Genomic DNA, 18765 nt, shown 5'->3' with positions numbered 1-18765 from the left:
GGTTGAACGCGTGTCCCCGCGCGCGGTACAGCCGCGGCTGGAGGTTGATGATGCGCATGATTTCGGGACTGGCGGCACTGGCGACGGTCGCACTGGCGGTGCCGCACGCGCCGGTCGAGGCGCAGAAGCGCAAGACGCCCTATTACGCCGCCATCTCGGCCGGGCAGGCGCGAATGCGGACCGGGCCGGGCCGCAACTATCCGGTCAGCTGGCTGTACCAGCGGTCCGGCCTGCCGGTGAAGGTCGTCGACATCTTCAAGGAATGGCGCAAGGTCGAGGACCCCGGCGGGACGCAAGGGTGGATTCAGGGCAATCTGCTGACCGATGCGCGCCACGCCATCGTCACCGATACCATCGTCATGCTGCGCGACCGACCGAGCGCGTCGGGCCGGATGCAGTATCGCGCCCAGCCGGGCGTCATCGGCAAGATCAGCAAATGCGGGGCGGGCTGGTGCTTCTTCGACGTGAAGGGGCGGGGCGGCTTCGTCGAGGCGATCCACCTGTGGGGGGTCGATCCCGGCGAAGAGGTGGAGTGAGGTTCGCACGCGCCGACCTCGACCATCCCGCGGTCGTCGCGCTGCTGGAACACCATGTCCGAGAAGCACACCGCAATTCGCCGCCGGGCAGCGTCTTCGCGCTCGACCTGTCAGGCCTGCGCGTGCCCGAAATCCGTGTGTGGAGTGCCTGGGACGGCGACATGCTGCTTGGGATAGGCGCATGGAAGGCGCTGGGCGGGGGTGATGCGGAGCTGAAATCGATGCGCACCGCGCCGGGCTGCGAACGCCGCGGCGTCGGCAAGGCAATGCTGGCGCATCTGATCGCGGAGGCGCGCGCGGCGGGGATGACGCGGCTGTTGCTGGAGACGGGGACTAACGACGCCTTCGCGCCGGCGCGGGTGATGTACGAGGCGGCGGGGTTTGTGCCGACCGGAGCGTTTGGCGATTATGTGCTGACCGACTTCAACCGGTGCTACGCGCTGAGTTTGTCACGCGACGTCTCGGCTCGTGCTCTCGGGTGAGGTCCAAAGTTTACGGTAACGCTGTCAATTCGTCAGCCTTTGTCACTTTTGTCGCCTATGTCACCTTTGACATCAAACCAGACCGGTGCATCCTCACCACAACCGCGCTCGCTTCCGCTCGACAGCGGACATTCCAACCCGCACGGGCTAGCATTACACCATGACAGCTCTAGCTTTTGTAGGAGCCGCTCTAGCGGAGATTGCCGGGTGCTTCGCCTTTTGGGCTTGGCTCAGGCTGGATCGGTCGCCGTGGTGGATAGCGCCAGGCGTGGCCTCGCTTTGTCTTTTCGCCTACCTGCTCACGCTTCCGCAGTCGGATTACGCAGGCCGTTCTTATGCGGCTTATGGCGGCGTCTACATTGCGTCGGCAGTTATCTGGCTATGGGCCATCGAAGGCACGAAGCCTGATCGTTGGGACGTTCTTGGGGCTACGCTTTGTCTAGCGGGCGCGATGATCATCTACTTCGGACCTCGCGCCGCCAACGTCGGATAAAAAGAAGGCTTTGGTATTTCGCCGCTTCACAGATGACAGACGATTTCTCGAAACATCGACTGGAGCGCTACGGGTGTGAGGCGATCAGGATCGCCAAGGTCAAAGAGCCACGAACGTCGCGTCGACCCTGACAAGCAAATCTATTCCATCATTGCAACGGCACAGGTGACGAGCAGCGGATACGGAGTGATGCCTGCGTGCCGAGCCGGTCGAAACGCTTTGGTCCGTGACGCGACAGCATCTCGAACCGGTGCTTCGACAAGCTCGGCACGAACGATGTTTCGACTCAGTCCATCAATTCCACCGCCATCGCCGTCGCCTCGCCGCCGCCGATGCACAGCGATGCCAGCCCGCGCTTCTGCCCCGTCGTCTCCAGCGCCGACAGCAAGGTCGCCAGCACCCGCGCGCCGCTGGCGCCGATCGGGTGGCCGAGTGCGCAGGCGCCGCCGTGGATATTGAGCACGTCGTGGGCGATGCCAAGATCGTGCATCGCGATCATCGCGACGACGGCGAAGGCTTCGTTGACTTCGAACAGGTCGACGTCGCCGATCTCCCAGCCCGCGCGTTCCAGCGCCTTGTTCATCGCGAAGACGGGGGCGGTGGTGAACAGCGCGGGCTTGTGTGCGTGGCCGGCGTGGCCGGCGACACGGGCGAGGGGGGTGAGGCCGAGCCGCTCGGCGACGCTGGCGCGCGTCATCACCAGCGCGGCGGCGCCGTCGCTGATCGACGAGGCGTTGGCGGCGGTGATCGTGCCGTCCTTCGAAAAGGCGGGCTTGAGCGTCGGGATCTTGGCGACGTCGCCCTTGGCCGGCTGTTCGTCGAGCATGATCGTCGTCGGCCCCTTGCGACCGGAAATCTCGACGGGCACGATCTCGCGGTCGAACGCGCCCGACGTCTGGGCCTTTTGCGCACGGTGGAGCGACGCGATTGCGAAGTCGTCCATCGCCTGCCGCGTGAACTGATAGTCGCGCGCCGTTTCCTCTGCGAAACTGCCCATCAGCCGGCCGGGCTCATACGCATCCTCGAGGCCGTCGAGGTACATATGATCCTTCATCACATCGTGACCGATGCGCGCGCCGCTGCGGTGGCGCATCGACAGATAGGGCGCGTTGGTCATGCTTTCCATGCCGCCGGCGACGATGATGTCGGCGGAGCCAGCGGCGAGCGCATCGGCGGCCATGATCGCGGCCTGCATCCCGCTGCCGCACATCTTGTTGACGGTCGTCGCTTCGATCTGGTCGGGCAGGCCCGCCTTCAGCGCAGCCTGGCGCGCCGGTGCCTGGCCGAGCCCGGCGGGCAGGACGCAACCCATGTAGATGCGCTCGATCGCGTCGCCCTTCAGGCCGGCCCGCTCGACCGCCGCGCCGACCGCGGTCGCGCCGAGTTCGGTGGCGGTGGCACCGGTCAGGCAGCCCTGGAAGCTGCCCATCGGCGTGCGGGCATAGCTGGCGATGACGACGGGGTCGGTGGTCATGGGCATCCTCTCGATATGTACGGGCGATGGGCTTCGCGCCCTAACGTCTTACCGTTCATGCTGAGCGTGTCGAAGCACCGTAGTTCGGGCTGCAAGGACTTCACTTGCGGATCGAAGAACGGCCCTTCGGCAAGCTCAGGGCGAACGGATTTATGGAGCCTATAGTCTGCCGCTCAATGCAGGTCGACAGGCGCCGCCTTTTCACCCGGCACCGGTTTCGGCGGCTTCTTCAGGAAGATGATCAGCGGCACCGACAGGGCGGTGACGATCGCCATCGCGTAGAAATCGTCGAGATAGGCGATCATCGCGGCCTGGCGGTTCACTTCGGCATCGATCATCGACAGCGCGGCGTCGGCGGCCATGCCGAAGCGTTGCAGGCTCGACAGGTCGACGCTCGCCATCGTGTCGCCGGTGACATGGGACGCGATGTCGGCGTGTGCGGTCTGTATATTGCGCGCGAGCAGGGCGGTCACCGCCGAGATGCCGACCGAGGCGCCGATGTTGCGCATCAGGTTCATCAGTGACGACCCTTCGGTCCGATAGTGCGGCGGCAGCGTCGCGAAGGCCATCTGGTTGAGCGGCATGAAGACCATGCCGAGGCCGAGACCCTGGACCAACCCTGAGACGACGAAGGCCTGCGACCCCATCTCGATCGTCCATGTCGTCATCTCGTAGAGCGAGCCCGCCGCGACCGCGAAGCCCACGCCGACCAGGATGCGCGGATCGAAGCCGCGCTGGGTCAGCTGGGCGGCGACGAACATGCTGAATACGATGCCGAACCCGCGTGGCATCAGCAGCAGGCCGGTGTCGATCACCGGATAGCCGTAGATGCGCTGGAGCATCGGCGGCAGCAGCGCCATCGTCGCCATCATCACGACGCCCACGACCAGCATGAAGGCGAGGCCGGTGACGAGATTGCGGTTCTTGAACAGGTCGCGGTCGAACATCGGGCGCTTGCCGGTCGCCAGGTGGACGACGAACATCCACAGCGCGATGAACGCGACCAGCGCCTCGATCACGACTTCGCCGGACGAGAACCAGTCCTCGGTCTGGCCGCGGTCGAGCATCAGCTGGAGCGACGCGATGCCGATCGCGAGCAGGCTGAAGCCGAGCGTGTCGAACGGTCGCACCTTGATCGGGCGCGACGGCAGCAGCCACCACAGCACCGCGAAACAGAACACGCCGAGCGGCAGGTTGACGTAGAAAACCCAGCGCCAGTTGTAGCTTTCGGTCAGCCAGCCGCCGATGACCGGCCCCAGGATCGGCCCGACCATGATGCCCATGCCCCACACCGCCATCGCCTTGCCCTGGCGTTCGGGGGGATTGATGTCGAGCATGACCGTCTGGCTGAGCGGGTTCATGAACGCCGCGCTGATGCCCTGGAGGATGCGGAAGGCGACCATTTCCTCCAGATTCTGCGCCATGCCGCAAAGCGCCGAGGAGATGACGAAGCCGACGACCGACCAGAGGAACAGGTTGCGGCTGCCGACGCGGTCGGACAGCCAGCCGGTGATCGGGATCGCGATGGCCGAGGCGACGATATAGCTGGTCAGCACCCAGGTGACGGTATCCGCGGTCGCGCCGAGTGCGGGCTGCATGTGCGGCAGCGCGACGTTGGCGATCGTCGAATCGAGGATCTGCATGATCGTCGCCAGCATGACGCCCAGCGTCAGCAGGCCGCGATTGCTGGTATGGAGGGCTGCCGTGCCGGGGGCGGGCGGGGCCGGGCGTGTGGGCGAGGTGGGGGCGGTGGTGGCCATGCGTCTATTCCGCCGTCATGCCGGACTTGATCCGGCATCCAGAGCCACGGGCGACAGTTCCCGCGACTCTGGATCCCGGCTTTCGCCGGGATGACGGAAGGGGCTCACTTCCGTACGTCCACGCGCACGTCGGCGCTCAGCCCCGCAATCAGCTGACGCGGGCTCTTCTCGTCGATCGCGATCCGCACCGGCACGCGCTGCGTCACCTTCACCCAGTTGCCGTTGGCGTTCTGCGCGGGCAGCACCGAGAATTCGCTGCCCGTGCCTGCGCCGATCGAGGCGACATGGCCGCGCAGCTTGACGCCCGGATAGGCGTCGAAGGTGACCTCCGCCGGCTGGCCGACGCGCATATGGGCGAGGTCGGTTTCCTTGAAGTTCGCGTCGACCCACGACCGGGCATCCGCGACGATCGTGACCGCGGGCAGGCCGGTCACCATCATCTGGCCGATCTGCAAGCGGTCGGCCTGGCTGACCTGTCCCGCGACCGGCGCGCGGACGGCGGTGCGCGACAGGTCGAGCAGCGCCTTTTCCCGCGCGACGCGGGCCGACGCGACCTGCGGGTTCTGACCCGGTACGGCGGCACCCGAGGCGAGCTTCGCGCGTGCTTCGTTCGCGTCGGCGACGGCCGACTGGTAGGATGCTCGCGCCTGTTCGAGCGCGTGCTGCGCCTGTTCGAACCGCGCCCGGGTGGTGAAGCCGCGCTGCATCAGCGAATCCTGTCGGGTATAATCCTCCTGCGCAGCGGCGATCCGGTCCTTCGCCGCCTGAATGTCGGCGCCGGTCCCGACATAGCTTGCCTGCAACGTCTGGACGTTGACCTGTGCGCCGGCGATCTGCGCATCCGCCTGCTCGACCGCGATGCGGTAGGGCTGAGGGTCGATGCGGAAGAGGAGGTCGCCCGCCTTCACATGCTGGTTCTCGCGCGCGTCGACCGACACGATGCGCCCGGCGACGTCCGAAGCGACCGAAACCTTGTCCTGGCCGACATAGGCGTTGTCGGTCGAGACGTAGCGGCCCGAAGTCGCGTAGAAATAGCCTGCGACCGCGATCACGATCAGCGGCACGCCGAACATCAGGATCGTGCGCAGCCACCGGCGCCTGGGCTTGTCGGGCGCGTCGACCGCGATGGCCGTGTCGGTCGGGATCTTGGGATCTGCGTCAGCCATGCGCGGCGTCCTTCGGCATATCGGTTAGGTTGGTGCGGACGCGCTCCAGCGCCGCGGTCAATCGGGTGCGATCGGTGTCGTCGAGGCCGTCGAAGGCCGCATCGAACATGTCGTCGGCGTGCGATCGCAACTGTTCGAGTACGGGTTTGGCGGCATCGGTCAGAAAGATCTGCCACGCCCGGCGGTCGGCCGGGTCACGTCGACGCTCGACCAGGCCGGACTCCTCCAGGCGGTCGACCATGCGGCACAGGGTGATCGGTTCGACCTCCAGCAGGTCGGCAAGGCCGCCCTGATTGATGCCTTCGTTGCGCGAGAGGGTGACGAGCGTTTTCCACTGTGCGCGGGTCGCACCGACGAGGCGCGCGCGCTCATCGAAGCGGCGGCGCATCAGGCGCGAGACATCGCTGATGAGGAAGCCTAAACTGTCGGACATAGCGCGCATATAATAAGCATGCTTATATAAAGCCAGTGATGATTGTGTGCGCCGGTCGCAATCGTGAGTGCGGGAGATGGACGATGGCGGAGCAGGTGACCGGCGGCTGTATGTGCGGCGCCAAACGCTATGTGGCGACGATCGCGGATGACGATGCGTATCTGTGTCACTGCCGCATGTGTCAGCGCTGGTCGGGCAACGTGTCGATCGCGCTCAAGGACATGGCAAAGGCGGACGTCGTGTGGGAGACGCCGCCCGACTATTTCGCGTCCTCGCCGATCGCGCGGCGCGGCTTTTGCGCGGCCTGCGGTACGGCGCTGACGTTCGAATTTCCCGACAGCGATCATCTCGACCTGACTGTTGGCAGCTTCGACGATCCGTCGCGGTTCCGCCCGGTGCGCAACTATGCCGTCGAAAGCTGGCACACGGCGTGGCTGGACGTTCGCGGACTGGAGGCTATGCGCAGTGACGAAAACTCGAACGTCGTCGACAGATGGATGAAGGCCTGTGGCAAGCTCCCCGACTGAAACCCGCTTTTTCGCCAGCTTCGATGGTGAGCGCATCGCGTATCACGAAATGGGAGAGGGGCGCGCGGTCGTTCTGATCCACGGCTATTTCAGCGATGCGCAGACCAACTGGATCAAGTTCGGCCATGCCGCAAAGATCGCCGCGCGCGGCTTTCGCGTCATCATGCCGGACCTGCGCGGTCACGGCGAAAGCGCGACACCGCACGATCTGTCGGCCTATCCGCACGATGCGTTGACGAAGGACGCGCATGCGCTCGTCGCGCATCTCGGGCTGACCGACTATGATCTCGGCGGCTATTCGCTCGGCGCGCGGACCACGGGGCGGATGCTGGCGACGGGCGCGACGCCGCGCCGCGTGATGTTCACGGGCATGGGGCTGGAGGGGCTGACCAACGCCGCCGGACGGTCCGATCATTTCCGCAACGTGCTGACCAACCTGGGCAAGCATCCGCGCGGTTCGCCGGCGTTCATGGCCGAGGCGTTCCTGAAGACGACCGGCGGCGATGCGCAGGCGTTGTTAGGGGTGCTGGAGACCTTTGCGGATACGCCGCGCGAGGTGCTGGAGGCGGTGACGCAGCCGGCGCTGGTGGTGATGGGGCGCGAGGACGACGAAGTCGGATCGGGCGCGGCGTTGGCGGATGTCCTGCCGAATGCGCGGTACGTTGAGGTCGCCGGCGGTCACATGGGGGCGGTCACCAAGCCCGAGCTTGGTCAGGCGATGGCGGATTTCCTGGCGGGTTGAATTAAATCACCGGTGCTCCCGCGTAGGCGGGAGCCCAGAGCCGCAAGCATTGTCCGATGTTACCCTGGGCTCCCGCCTGCGCGGGAGCACCGGAGGACGTTACGCGTCCGCCTTGTCCGCTCCATCCTTCTTCTTGGCCACCGGCTTGCCCTCGCGCACCGCGTAGAGGATGCCGCCGACCGTCGCTGCGACCGCCGCCGCACCGCCGATGATGGCCGCGAAAAAATTGCGGTTGCCCATCTTTTCGCGCGTGTCCTCGACGACCTTGACCGGCTTCGACTGCGCGACCGAGCGACGCGCGCTTGTCGCGGCGTCGGAGACGGTTTCGGCAGCTTTGCTCGCGCGATCGGACACCTTGGCAGCCGCCGACTTGGCGGCATTCGCGGCGCGGGTCGTGGTCGCGGGCTTGGCCGTGGCGGCAGTCGAGCGCCGCGACGTGCCGGTCGACGCGCGTTTCGCCGGCGCCTTGCGGGCAGGCTTGGGGGCCGCGGCCGCCGTCGTCGCTTCGCCGTCGTCCTTCGCGGCCGCCGGAGTCTTGGTCGCGCGCGGGGTCGTGGCGCGGGTCGTCTTGCGCGTACCCGTGGCGGCCTTGCGGCGCGGCGGCGGGGCGGGGGTGTTGGGCGTGTCGGCCATGGCAGTCGCTCCGATCGATATCGTTTCGCCGCCAACGCCTAACTCAGCCCGCGTATCCCCGCAACATCGTTACATTAACGGAACGGTGGTTCGCTGAATGCGCGCAGCTTGCGGCTGTGGAGCTTCGGACCCTCGCGGCGCAACTCTTCGCAGGTCTCGATCCCGATCCGCATATGCTCGTTGATCGCGCGTTCGTAGAAGCGGTTGGCCTGGCCCGGCAGCTTCAATTCACCGTGCAGCGGCTTGTCCGAGACGCAAAGCAACGTGCCGTAGGGGACGCGGAAGCGGTACCCCTGGGCGGCGATCGTCGCCGATTCCATGTCGATCCCGACCGCGCGGCTGAGCGAGAAGCGCAGTGCCGACTGCGAATAGCGGAGTTCCCAATTGCGGTCGTCGGTGGTGACGATGGTGCCGGTGCGCAGGCGGCGCTTCAGTTCCTCGCCCGACTGGCCGGACACCGTTGCCGCGGCGCGGGCGAGCGCCTGCTGCACCTCGGCGATGGCGGGGACCGGGATTTCGGGCGGCAGCACGTCGTCGAGGACATGGTCGTCGCGCAAATAGGCGTGCGCGAGCACGTAATCGCCGATCCGCTGCGATGGGCGCAGGCCGCCGCAGTGGCCGATCATCAGCCACGCCTCGGGCCGCATCACGGCCAGATGGTCGCAGATCGTCTTCGCGTTCGACGGCCCGACGCCGATGTTGACGAGAGTGATGCCCGTGCCGTCCGGCGCCATCAGGTGATAGGCCGGCATCTGGTGCCGTCGCCACGCACTGCTGTCGCCGGCGATCCGGTCGACTTCGTCCGGCGAGGTGATGACGATTCCGCCGGCGCCCGACAGGCCCGTGAAGCGCGAGCCTTCACCCAGTTGCGATGCGCCCCAGCGGACGAATTCGTCGACATAGCGGTGGTAGTTGGTGAACAGCACATAGCGCTGAACATGCTCGGGCGGCGTGCCGGTATAGTGGCGCAGCCGCGCGAGGCTGAAGTCGGTGCGCAGACCGTCGAACAGTGCGAGCGGGCGGACGCCATCGACCGATTCCCAGATGCCGTCGGCAATCTCGTCGCCGATATGGGCCAGTTCGGTCGCCGGGAAATGCCGGGCGAGTTCGAGCGCCGACACCTCGTCCAGCGCCAGCGCATGGCCCGGATCGAGCACATAGGGGAACGGAATTTCCTGACGCCCTTCGGCTGCCGACACTTCGACGTCGTAATCCTCGATCAGCAGGGTCAGCTGTTCGATCAGATAATCGGCGAAGATCGCGGGTTTGGTGACGCTGATCGCATATTCACCCGGCGTGACCAATCGTCCGAACGAGCGCAGCGGCGCCGGACGATCTGCGCCGGGGCGGAAGGTGAGGCGAATTTCGGGATAAGCGAAGGAGCCGTCCAGCCGCGCTTCGGGCGGGGGCGGCGTGCCATCGGTGAGGTAGCGGGTCAGCGCCGATTTCAGGCGCTCGACCGAGGCGGCATAGAGGCGGTCGAGGTCGGCGATAATATCGGATGCGTGAGTCATCGAGAAGCGTTACGCCGCACGCGTTACGCTGGCAAGACACGCGGAAACGGTTCGCGGCCCGCATCCGCCCATGCGGATACGGGCCGGTTTGACATCAGTTCTTGGCAGGCGTGCGCTTGGCCGGGGTCGACTTCTTCGGGGCCGCGGGCTTCGATGTCGACAGCTTGGTCGCACCATAGGCCGCGCCGGCAACCGCGGCGGTCGCGCCGGCGGCAATGGCCGCTGCCGTCTTCGGGTTCGCCTTTACCGCGTCGACAGCGGTCTGGACCGCTTCGGTCACCGCGTCCTTCGCGTTGGCGAACAGCGCCTGGCGGCCTTCGGCGGTAGTGACCGAGGTCTTTTCGGCCGGTTCGGTGGTGGTCGTAGCCATGAGATACTCCGTTTCGTTACGCGGAGGCATCAACCGACATGGCTTCGGGTCGGTTCCCGCCAATCACCACCGGGCAGCGACGTCGGACGGAGCGGGCTGCGCCACCCCGCCCGACGCGGCGAAACCGCCGATCGCTCGCGCAATCGGCGGGTGTTGGTCACATATTCTCGATCAGATGTTCGGCCGAGCTGACCTTGAACTCGCCCGGTGCTTCGACGTGCAGTTGCTCGACGACGCCGTCGTTGACGAGCATCGAGAAGCGCTGGCCGCGCGTACCCATGCCGAACTTCGACCCGTCCATCTCCAGACCGGTCGCCTTGACGAACTCGGCGTTGCCGTCGGCCAGCATCGTGACCGTGTCGGCGGCGTTGTTCGACCCGCTCCACGCGCCCAGCACGAACGCGTCGTTGACCGCGGTGCAGGCGATCTCATCGACGCCCTTGGCTTTCAGATCCTCCGCCTTGTCGATGAAGCCGGGCAGGTGCTTGGCCGAGCAGGTCGGCGTGAAGGCGCCGGGGACCGAGAACAGCGCGACCTTGCGGCCCTTGAAGAATTCGTCGGACGTCACGCTTTCGGGACCGTTCTCGGTCGCCTTGACGAAGCTGACGTTGGGAATGCGGTCGCCTACCTTGATCGTCATGGTCGTGATGCTCCTGTTGCCGCCCCCGCGGGTCGGGTGTCGCGGGTCCATCTGGACGAGACGGTGAAATTTTCAAGCGCTGGCGGCACCGGCGGCCACTATCTATGTTGTCGATGAGATGCAGACCGCTTCCTTCCTGACCGGCCAGTTCCTGCTTGCGATGCCCGGAATCGGCGATCCGCGGTTCGACCGCGCGGTGATCGCGATGTGCACGCATGACGAGGACGGTGCGCTGGGCATCGGCATCGGGACGGTTATCGACGGCCTCAGCTTCCACGACATGCTCACGCAGCTGGATATCGCGCCCGGCGATACGCCTGACGTGCCGGTCCATCTGGGCGGGCCGTGCGAGCCGCGGCGCGGGTTCGTGCTGCATTCGCTCGACTGGGGCGGAGCGGATACGATCGAGGTCGCCGGGCGCTGGGCGATGTCGGGCACGGTCGACGTGCTGCGGGCGATCGCATCGGGCAGCGGGCCGTCGCGCTGGCTGCCGGCGTTGGGATACGCCGGCTGGGGCGAGGGGCAACTGGACGGCGAGATGCGGCGGCACGGCTGGTTCAATGTCGAGGGGGACGATGCACTGCTGTTCTCGACGCCGGCGGACGAGCGGTGGGCGAAGGGGTTCGCCGGGGCGGGGATCGATCCGCGGATGCTGGCGGTGGGGGCTGGCACGGCTTGATCGGGGTTCGATCGTGAGCGGGCGGGCACGGGAGTGAATCCCGTGCCGTGACGTCGGTCGGCGCATGTGCGCCGCCGGCCGGCCGCCGCGGGGGCGCATCGCTTCGCTTGCGTCCTTGCGGCGGCATATAAAGAAACCTTTATATTTGATTCCGGTCGCCGTTCGGAGTAGGGGCGCGATCATACGACATTCTTCGGAGAATACCCAAGTGGCCACCGCCCCCGCGACCCGCGCGAACGACTACGTCATCGCCGATATCAGCCTTGCCGAATTCGGTCGTCGCGAGATCGAGATCGCCGAAACCGAAATGCCCGGCCTGATGGCGCTGCGCGAAGAGTTCGGCGCGTCGCAGCCGCTGAAGGGCGCGCGTATCACCGGTTCGCTGCACATGACGATTCAGACCGCGGTGCTGATCGAGACGCTGACCGCGCTCGGCGCGCAGGTCCGCTGGGCGACCTGCAACATCTATTCGACGCAGGACCACGCCGCCGCCGCCATCGCTGCGACGGGCGTGCCGGTGTTCGCGGTGAAGGGTGAGAGCCTGGCCGACTATTGGGATTATGTCGGCGACATCTTCAACTGGGGTGCGGACACCGATGGCACCACCGCCAACATCATCCTGGACGACGGCGGCGACGCGACGATGTTCGCGCTGTGGGGTGCCAAGCTCGAAGCCGGCCAGACGATGGGCGAGCCGGAGAACGACGAGGAAGTCGAATTCCAGCGCGCGCTGAAGGCGTTCATCGCCAAGTACCCGGGCTACCTGACCGAAACCGTCAAGAACCTGAAGGGCGTGTCGGAAGAAACGACCACCGGCGTGCACCGCCTGTACGAGATCGCGAAGAAGGGTGAGCTGCCGTTCCCGGCGATCAACGTCAACGACTCGGTCACCAAGTCGAAGTTCGACAATCTGTACGGCTGCAAGGAATCGCTGGTCGACGCGATCCGTCGCGCCACCGACGTGATGCTGGCCGGCAAGGTCGCCTGCGTCGCCGGCTTCGGTGACGTCGGCAAGGGTTCGGCCCAGTCGCTGCGCAACGGCGGCGCCCGCGTGCTCGTGACCGAAATCGACCCGATCTGCGCGCTGCAGGCGGCGATGGAGGGCTTCGAGGTCGTCACGATGGACGAAGCCGTCGAGCGCGCCGACATCTTCTGCACCGCGACCGGCAACGCCGACGTCATCACCGCCGAGCACATGGCGAAGATGAAGCCGATGTCGATCGTCTGCAACATCGGCCACTTTGACAGCGAGATCCAGATCGCCGCGCTGTCGAACTATCAGTGGACCGAAGTGAAGCCGGGCACCGACCTGGTGAAGTTCCCGGACGGCAAGCAGATCATCGTGCTCGCCAAGGGTCGCCTGGTGAACCTGGGCTGCGCGACCGGCCACCCGTCGTTCGTCATGTCCTCGTCGTTCACCAACCAGACGCTCGCCCAGATCGAGCTGTGGACGGCCGGCGAGAAGTACGAGAACAAGGTCTACGTCCTGCCGAAGCACCTCGACGAAAAGGTGGCGGCGCTGCACCTGGAAAAGCTGGGCGTGAAGCTCAGCAAGCTGACCCCGAAGCAGGCCGGCTACATCGGCGTGCCGGTCGAAGGCCCGTTCAAGCCGGATCATTATCGCTACTGAGTCAGCGATCCTGACCGAATGCGGCGGGGCGGGGAGGCGATGGCTTCCTCGCCCTGTTTGCGTTTGGAAGTTGCTACGAACCTACTCCCCGTTCGTGCTGCGCTTGTCGAAGCACCGTGCTTCGTGCCGCAAGCGACGCGCGGGCGTATCAGAGAACGGTGCTTCGACTTCGCTCAGCACGAACGGTGTAGGGTGCGTGCGACGGTCTAATCACACCGTTCGCCCTGAGTTTAACGAAGGGCTGCCCTTCTTCGTGCTTGGGACGATCCGGCACGAAGAAAAGGCAGTGCTTCGACAAGCTCGGCACGAACGGGCGGGTTTAGGGCACCGCCACCCGATGCGCCGCCCCATCGCTGACCACGATCGTCCGCACGACCTTGCCGCGGCGCACCTCGACCTGGTTGGTCTGGCGCGGATAGACGTCGCGCAGCACTGACGAGCGGACCGTCAGTATTTTCGTGCCCGGCCGGACCCTGCCCGAAAACGCGACCCGAACCTCCTGTGCATCGATGTCGACCTTGCCCGGCGTCAACACGACCGCGCCTTTCGCGTCGCTCAGCACGAACCGCCGCCCGAGATAGGCGACGAGCGCGCGAACGGCATCCGGATCGTCCAGGCTGGCCTGCGCGTCCGGGGCGATCGAGGACAGCGCCGGTTCGATATCGTGAGCCTCGAACCGGTGGGACACGGTGACGGTATTGCCGGCGCCCAGCGTCACCACGGTCAGCGCGTCATGACCGCGATGCGCACCCGCAGGGGCAGTGACCAACGCGAGCGCGAGCAGCCAGCGCTGCATGTCAGTTCCCCGCATTCGGCAGCGTGCGCAGCGACCCCGGCAGCACCTTCACGTCCGAATCCTTCATCCGGTTCGGGACGCTGCTCGGCGCGTCGATGCCCAGCGTCTTCGTCTCGATCCGCCCGTCGAAGATATTGTTCGAGCGGTCGGCATCGGCGGTCTCCCACAGCGGGTCGAGCTCAGCGCGCGCGATCGTCTTCGGCGTCACCAGCTGCCACGTCACGCGGCGGCTGTCGTGGCGCCAGATCTCGGCCGGGATGCGCTTCGTCTCGGTCGTCCCGTCCGAATAGTCGACCTTCAGGATGACCGGCATGACCAGTCCGCCGCGGTTGGAGAAGGTGAAGCGGTAGAAATTGTCCGTCGTCGCGCGCGCGGCGCGTTCCTCCGGGGTCAGGTCGGCATTGGCCTCGGCTGCCTTCCGACGCTGCTTGGCAGTGACCGTGAACTCGTCGGTTTCGTTGTAGAAGTCCCGCGTCGCCGGATCGCGTTCGACGACGGTCTTCTCCGTATTGCGCGACGCGGTCAGCGACTGGGGCTCGGTCTGGCGGATGCGGCGGCGCTCGGCGCTCTCGGCGACCGGGTCACCCCCGTCGATCCGCGCCCGCACCACCGAATCGAGCGAGATGTCGACGTGATCGGTCGTGTAGAACCACCCGCGCCAGAACCAGTCGAGATCGACGCCCGAACTTTCCTCCATCGTCCGGAAGAAGTCGAATGGCGTCGGGTGCTTGAATCGCCAGCGGTTGGCATATTCGCGGAAGGCGCGGTCGAACAGCTCGCGACCCAGGATCGTCTCGCGCAGGACGACCAGCGCGACCGCGGGCTTCCAATAGCCGTTGGCGCCGAATTGCAGCACCGAATCCGACTGGGTCATCAGCGGCACCTGGTTCTGCGACAGCATGTACTCGGCGATCGCGCGCGGTTCGCCGCGGCGCGACGGGAAGTCCTTGTCCCACAGCTTTTCGGCCTGGAACTGGAGGAAGCTGTTCAGCCCCTCGTCCATCCAAGTCCACTGCCGCTCGTCCGAATTGACGATCATCGGGAAGTAATTGTGCCCGACTTCGTGGATGACCACGCCGATCAGGCCGTATTTTGCCCGTTCGGTATAGGTCAGCGCGCCGGTCTTCTTGTCCTTCACCGGCCGGGGGCCGTTGAAGGAGATCATCGGATATTCCATGCCGCCGACAGGGCCGTTGACCGATTGCGCGACCGGATAGGGATAGGGGAAGGAGAAGCGCGAATAGACGTCGATCGTGTGGGCGATCGACTTGGTCGAATAGGCGTCCCACAGCGGGCGCGCTTCCTTCGGGAAGAAGGACATCGCCATGACCAGCGGCTGTTCGGCGCTGGTCTGTTTCACGCCCATCGCGTCCCAGGCGAACTTGCGGCTGGACGCCCAGCCGAAGTCGCGGACGTTCTGCGCGGCGAAGCGCCAGGTCTTCTCGCCCGCCGCCTTGCCACGCTCGGCCGCCTCGGCCTCCTCGGGCGTGACGACATAGACCGGCGCGGTCGCGGTCTTCGCCTGTTCGAGCCGCTGACGCTGCGCCGCGCTCAGGATCGTATCCGGGTTTTGCAGCACGCCGGTCGCCGAGACGACATGGTCGGCGGGCACGGTCAGGTCGACGCGATAGTCGCCGAATTCCAGGGTGAATTCGCCGCTGCCCAGGAACGCCTTGTTGTGCCAGCCCTCGTAATCCGAATAGACCGCAAGCCGCGGGAACCACTGCGCGCCTTCGAAGATGCAGTTGCCGTCCTCGCCCTTGGCGGTGAAGCATTCATAGCCCGACCGGCCGCCGACGACCTTATTCTCGACCATCGGGAACGACCATTCGATCGTGAAGGTCACTTCGCCGCCGTTCGCCGCGACCGCCTGCGGTAGCTCGATCCGCATCAGCGTGTCGGTGATCGAGAATTTGAGCGGATTGCCCGCCGCGTCGCGCACCGCGGCGATGGTAAAGCCGCCCTCCCATTCCTGCATCCGCTTCACGCGGCGGATCTCGCCGAGCGTGATCTCGTCGCCGCCGGTCGTCTCGGTCATCGTCGCGATCGAGGAGCGCTTATAGTCGTTCTGGTCGAGCAGCAGCCAAAGGTATGGCAGCGCGTCGGGCGAATTGTTGCGATACTTGACCGTCTGGCGCCCCGACACGGTGCGCTTGCCCTCGTCCAGGCGGGCGGCGATGTCGTAATCGACCTTCTGCTGCCAATAGCGATACCCCGGCGCGCCACTGGCGTTGCGGTAGTCGGTCGGGGTCGGCCAGTCCTCGCCCTCCAGCTGGCGGAACTTGTCCTCGAAATTGCCCTTGGTCTGGCGCAGCGCCTGCGCATTGGCCGTCCCGGACAGCAGGGTGGCGGCGGCGAGGGCGGTCAGCCCGGCGCCGTGAAATTTGCGGATCAAGAGCGATCTCCCTTTCGTCTTGCGTCGCAGCGTAAAGAGACATTGTACCATCCGCAATCGCGCGATTGGCGCGGCGGTCTTTCCTGCTAATAGCCAAGCAATGATCGCGATGACGACCACCACGGCGGTATTGGCGGGAGCTGTTCTCGCGCTGTTGATCGCAGGCGCGGTGTGCGCACTCTACATCGGCCTGCGCGCCCGTGCCGAGGCGCGGAACCTGACCGAAGAAAGCAGTCGCAGCGGCGCATTGCTGAGCACCGGTCCGGCGCAGGCAGCGATCGTCCGCGGCGACGGGCGGATCGAACTGCCCGACCGGATCGTCGACTGGCTGGGGCTGGCGGCTTCGCCGCGATACCTGACCGATCTCGGCACCGTGACCGAGGGATTGCCCCAGGATGATCTCGACGCCCTGTCCGCCGCCGTCCTGGCGGCGCAGCGCGCAGGCAAGCCGTTCCGGATGAGCGTCGTCGCGCGCGGGGCGTCGCGCCGCCTGTCGATCGTCGGTGTCCGTGCGCCCGAGGCCGCGCTGGCGCCGGGCGGTGTCGTTCTGTGGTTCTCCGACCAGACCGACAGCGAGGACGAGATCGTCCGGCTGACCGCCGAAGCGCAGGAGCTGACCGAGGCGTTCGAGGGGCTGGCGGGGCTTATCGAAGCCGCGCCGATGCCGATGTGGTACCGCGACCGCAACCTCGCGCTGGCGATGGTCAACACCGCCTATGTCGAGGCGGTCGAGGCGACGGATGCGCGCACCGCGATCGATCGCGGGCTGGAACTGGTCGAGGGGTCAGGCATGGGTGGCCCGCTCGCCAACGCGGCCATCGCGCGCGATACCGGGGAGCCGCAGATGGCGGCGGTGCCGGCCACCATCAACGGCGCGCGGCGGATGTTGCGCGTCCACGACATTCCGCTGGCGACCGGCGGGGTCGCGGGCTTTGCGGTCGACGTCGACGAACTGGAGCAGGCGCGCGGCGGCATGAAGCGCTTCGGCGAGGCGCAGCGGGCGATGCTCGACCGCCTGTCCGCGGGCGTCGCCCAATTCGGGGCCGACCGCAGCCTTGTCTTCTGCAACCAGCCGTTCCGGCGCATCTTCGGCCTGCGCGAGGAATGGCTGCGCGATCGCCCCGAATTCGACCGCGTTCTGGAGCGGATGCGCGAGGCCAAGCGCTTGCCGGAGGTCCGCGACTTCCCGAGCTGGAAGGCCGAGCGCCGCACGTGGTTCCTGACGCCGGAGGCGGGGCAGGAGGAGCATTGGCACCTGCCGAGCGGCACCCATTTGCGCGTCGTGCCGCAGCCATTGCCCGACGGCGGGCTGGTCGTGGTATTCGAGGATCGGACCGAGCAGGTTCAGCTGGCGAGTGCGCGCGACACGCTGCTGCGTGTGCGAACGGCGACGTTCGACAACCTGTACGAAGCGCTGGGCGTCTTTGCTGCGGACGGTCGGTTGCAGATCTGGAACCAGAAATTCCGCTCGCTGTGGGGGTTCGACGAGGAACTGCTCGCCAGCCATCCGCGCGTCGATGCGCTGGCGAAGGCGGCAGCGGCGAAGCTGGAGAATCCGCAGCGTGCGACGATGATCGGCGATCTCGTCCGCTCTGCGACGGTCGACCGGTTGAACCGAGGCGGCCGGGTCGTGTTCGCCGACGGGCGGCATTTCGAGTTCGCCGCGGTGCCGCTGCCCGACGGCAATGCGCTGTTCACGATGCTCGACGTGACCGCGGGTCGCCGGGTCGAGCGCGCGCTGCTCGACCGCAACGAGGCGTTGGAGGAGGCCGACCGCGTCAAGACGCAATTCGTCGCCAACATGAGCTATGAGCTGCGCACGCCGCTGACGTCGATCAAGGGCTTCGCCGAGATGCTGCACGGCGGATATGCCGGAGCGATCAGCGAGGCAGGGACCGGCTATGCCGAGGCGATCCTGCAATCGGTCGACCGGCTGTCGGCGCTGGTCGACGACGTGCTCGACCTGACGCAGGAGGATAGCGCGCGCGGGCGCGGACAAGTCGATCTGGAACTGCTGGCGCGCGAGGCGGTCGAGGCAATCGCGGGCGATGTGCAGGCGAAGGGATTGGCGTTGGCTGTCGACGTGCTGGGATCGGCGGGCCGGGTGAAGGGCGATCCGGAACGGTTGCGGCAGTCGGTCGAGCATCTTCTGCGCCACGCCGTCGCCGGCACGCCACGCGGCGGGCGCGTGCTGCTCCACATCGACGGCACGGACACGCAGGCGCGGATCGTCGTGTCGGACGACGGACCCGGCATGTCTGCCGCCGAAGTCGACAAGGCCTTCGACCGTTTCGCGAACCACGGCATCGCTCGCGACGGCGAGCGGGCGCTAGGCCTGGGGCTGCCGCTCGCCAAGCGGTTCGTCGAGGCACATGGCGGCACGATCGCGCTGGTCAGCGAGCCGGGGCAGGGGACGCTGGTGACGATCGAGTTGCCGCGGTGATGGCCTTCCCAAATCCTCCCCGGCACGGGGAGGGGGACCGCCGCGAAGCGGT

General features: G+C 66.5%; 18 protein-coding genes. 8 read left to right on the top strand and 10 right to left on the bottom strand.

All coding sequences use genetic code 11. The annotated features are described in order from the left end of the window. Window positions 1–47: 47 nt before the first annotated feature. The 3 genes from ACFSC3_RS15550 to ACFSC3_RS15540 all read left to right on the top strand — a co-directional run bounded on the left by ACFSC3_RS15550 (window position 48) and on the right by ACFSC3_RS15540 (window position 1511). Entirely contained in the window at window positions 48–536 is a 489-nt protein-coding gene (locus tag ACFSC3_RS15550) for an SH3 domain-containing protein (RefSeq protein ID WP_380941340.1), read from the top strand. Further along, on the top strand, window positions 533–1018 hold the full coding sequence (locus ACFSC3_RS15545; RefSeq protein ID WP_380941339.1) for a GNAT family N-acetyltransferase: 486 nt from the start codon (window positions 533–535) through the stop codon (window positions 1016–1018). The genes ACFSC3_RS15550 and ACFSC3_RS15545 overlap by 4 nt, the downstream gene beginning before the upstream one ends. Before the next feature lie 160 nt (window positions 1019–1178). After that, the gene (locus tag ACFSC3_RS15540; protein WP_380941338.1) at window positions 1179–1511 is read left to right on the top strand and encodes a YnfA family protein; all 333 of its coding nucleotides are present in this window, start codon (window positions 1179–1181) and stop codon (window positions 1509–1511) included. A 286-nt stretch (window positions 1512–1797) separates the two neighbouring features. Here the strand turns inward: ACFSC3_RS15540 and ACFSC3_RS15535 are convergent, their stop codons facing one another. From ACFSC3_RS15535 to ACFSC3_RS15520, 4 genes are all read right to left on the bottom strand, one after another. Further along, window positions 1798–2985, bottom strand: coding sequence for an acetyl-CoA C-acyltransferase (locus ACFSC3_RS15535; RefSeq protein ID WP_380941337.1), 1188 nt, complete (start codon window positions 2983–2985; stop codon window positions 1798–1800). Window positions 2986–3158: 173 nt separating this feature from the next. Next, window positions 3159–4745 (bottom strand): DHA2 family efflux MFS transporter permease subunit, encoded by a 1587-nt coding sequence (locus ACFSC3_RS15530; RefSeq protein ID WP_380941336.1) that lies wholly within the window; start codon window positions 4743–4745, stop codon window positions 3159–3161. A gap of 104 nt (window positions 4746–4849) precedes the next feature. Beyond that, window positions 4850–5911, bottom strand: a complete 1062-nt coding sequence (locus ACFSC3_RS15525) for an HlyD family secretion protein (RefSeq protein ID WP_380941335.1) — start codon at window positions 5909–5911, stop codon at window positions 4850–4852. Beyond that, window positions 5904–6344: a MarR family winged helix-turn-helix transcriptional regulator gene (locus tag ACFSC3_RS15520; RefSeq protein ID WP_380941334.1), complete on the bottom strand. Its 441-nt coding sequence runs from the start codon at window positions 6342–6344 to the stop codon at window positions 5904–5906. Before ACFSC3_RS15520 ends, ACFSC3_RS15525 begins: the two co-directional genes overlap by 8 nt. 83 nt (window positions 6345–6427) lie before the next feature. On the opposite strand from ACFSC3_RS15520, the gene ACFSC3_RS15515 reads away from it, so the two are divergent. Both ACFSC3_RS15515 and ACFSC3_RS15510 read left to right on the top strand, forming a co-directional pair. Beyond that, a complete protein-coding gene (locus tag ACFSC3_RS15515) occupies window positions 6428–6871 on the top strand; it encodes a GFA family protein (RefSeq protein ID WP_380941333.1) in 444 nt (147 codons plus the stop codon). Beyond that, the gene (locus ACFSC3_RS15510; protein WP_380941332.1) at window positions 6852–7613 is read left to right on the top strand and encodes an alpha/beta fold hydrolase; all 762 of its coding nucleotides are present in this window, start codon (window positions 6852–6854) and stop codon (window positions 7611–7613) included. Before ACFSC3_RS15515 ends, ACFSC3_RS15510 begins: the two co-directional genes overlap by 20 nt. Window positions 7614–7712: 99 nt before the next feature. On the opposite strand, the gene ACFSC3_RS15505 is transcribed toward ACFSC3_RS15510, so the two are convergent. From ACFSC3_RS15505 to ACFSC3_RS15490, 4 genes are all read right to left on the bottom strand, one after another. Then, window positions 7713–8246 (bottom strand): hypothetical protein, encoded by a 534-nt coding sequence (locus ACFSC3_RS15505; protein WP_380941331.1) that lies wholly within the window; start codon window positions 8244–8246, stop codon window positions 7713–7715. A 74-nt stretch (window positions 8247–8320) separates the two neighbouring features. Continuing rightward, on the bottom strand, window positions 8321–9760 hold the full coding sequence (locus ACFSC3_RS15500) for an AMP nucleosidase (RefSeq protein WP_380941330.1): 1440 nt from the start codon (window positions 9758–9760) through the stop codon (window positions 8321–8323). A gap of 94 nt (window positions 9761–9854) precedes the next feature. Beyond that, on the bottom strand, window positions 9855–10130 hold the full coding sequence (locus tag ACFSC3_RS15495) for a hypothetical protein (protein ID WP_380941329.1): 276 nt from the start codon (window positions 10128–10130) through the stop codon (window positions 9855–9857). A gap of 157 nt (window positions 10131–10287) precedes the next feature. After that, entirely contained in the window at window positions 10288–10770 is a 483-nt protein-coding gene (locus ACFSC3_RS15490; protein ID WP_380941328.1) for a peroxiredoxin, read from the bottom strand. Window positions 10771–10888: 118 nt separating this feature from the next. Between ACFSC3_RS15490 and ACFSC3_RS15485 the strand changes: the two genes are divergently transcribed. Together ACFSC3_RS15485 and ahcY are read left to right on the top strand one after the other, a co-directional pair. Then, entirely contained in the window at window positions 10889–11449 is a 561-nt protein-coding gene (locus ACFSC3_RS15485; protein ID WP_380941327.1) for a YqgE/AlgH family protein, read from the top strand. 208 nt (window positions 11450–11657) lie between these two features. Continuing rightward, window positions 11658–13079: an adenosylhomocysteinase gene (gene ahcY, locus ACFSC3_RS15480; RefSeq protein WP_380941326.1), complete on the top strand. Its 1422-nt coding sequence runs from the start codon at window positions 11658–11660 to the stop codon at window positions 13077–13079. 319 nt (window positions 13080–13398) lie between these two features. Here the strand turns inward: ahcY and ACFSC3_RS15475 are convergent, their stop codons facing one another. Together ACFSC3_RS15475 and ACFSC3_RS15470 are read right to left on the bottom strand one after the other, a co-directional pair. Beyond that, window positions 13399–13875 carry a DUF6702 family protein gene (locus ACFSC3_RS15475; protein WP_380941325.1) on the bottom strand — a complete coding sequence of 159 codons (477 nt, stop codon included), beginning with the start codon at window positions 13873–13875 and terminating at the stop codon, window positions 13399–13401. A 1-nt stretch (window position 13876) separates the two neighbouring features. Next, the gene (locus tag ACFSC3_RS15470) at window positions 13877–16270 is read right to left on the bottom strand and encodes a M1 family metallopeptidase (RefSeq protein WP_380941324.1); all 2394 of its coding nucleotides are present in this window, start codon (window positions 16268–16270) and stop codon (window positions 13877–13879) included. A gap of 100 nt (window positions 16271–16370) precedes the next feature. Here ACFSC3_RS15470 and ACFSC3_RS15465 point away from each other — a divergent pair, with 100 nt between their 5' ends. Then, window positions 16371–18713: a sensor histidine kinase gene (locus tag ACFSC3_RS15465; protein ID WP_380941323.1), complete on the top strand. Its 2343-nt coding sequence runs from the start codon at window positions 16371–16373 to the stop codon at window positions 18711–18713. Window positions 18714–18765 lie beyond the last annotated feature (52 nt).

Source organism: Sphingomonas floccifaciens (assembly GCF_042681125.1).
GTDB classification, from domain to species: Bacteria; Pseudomonadota; Alphaproteobacteria; order Sphingomonadales; family Sphingomonadaceae; genus Sphingomonas; species Sphingomonas floccifaciens.
The sequence above is the reverse complement of the archived record's forward strand: the minus strand, read 5'-3'. Positions and strand labels throughout refer to the sequence as shown.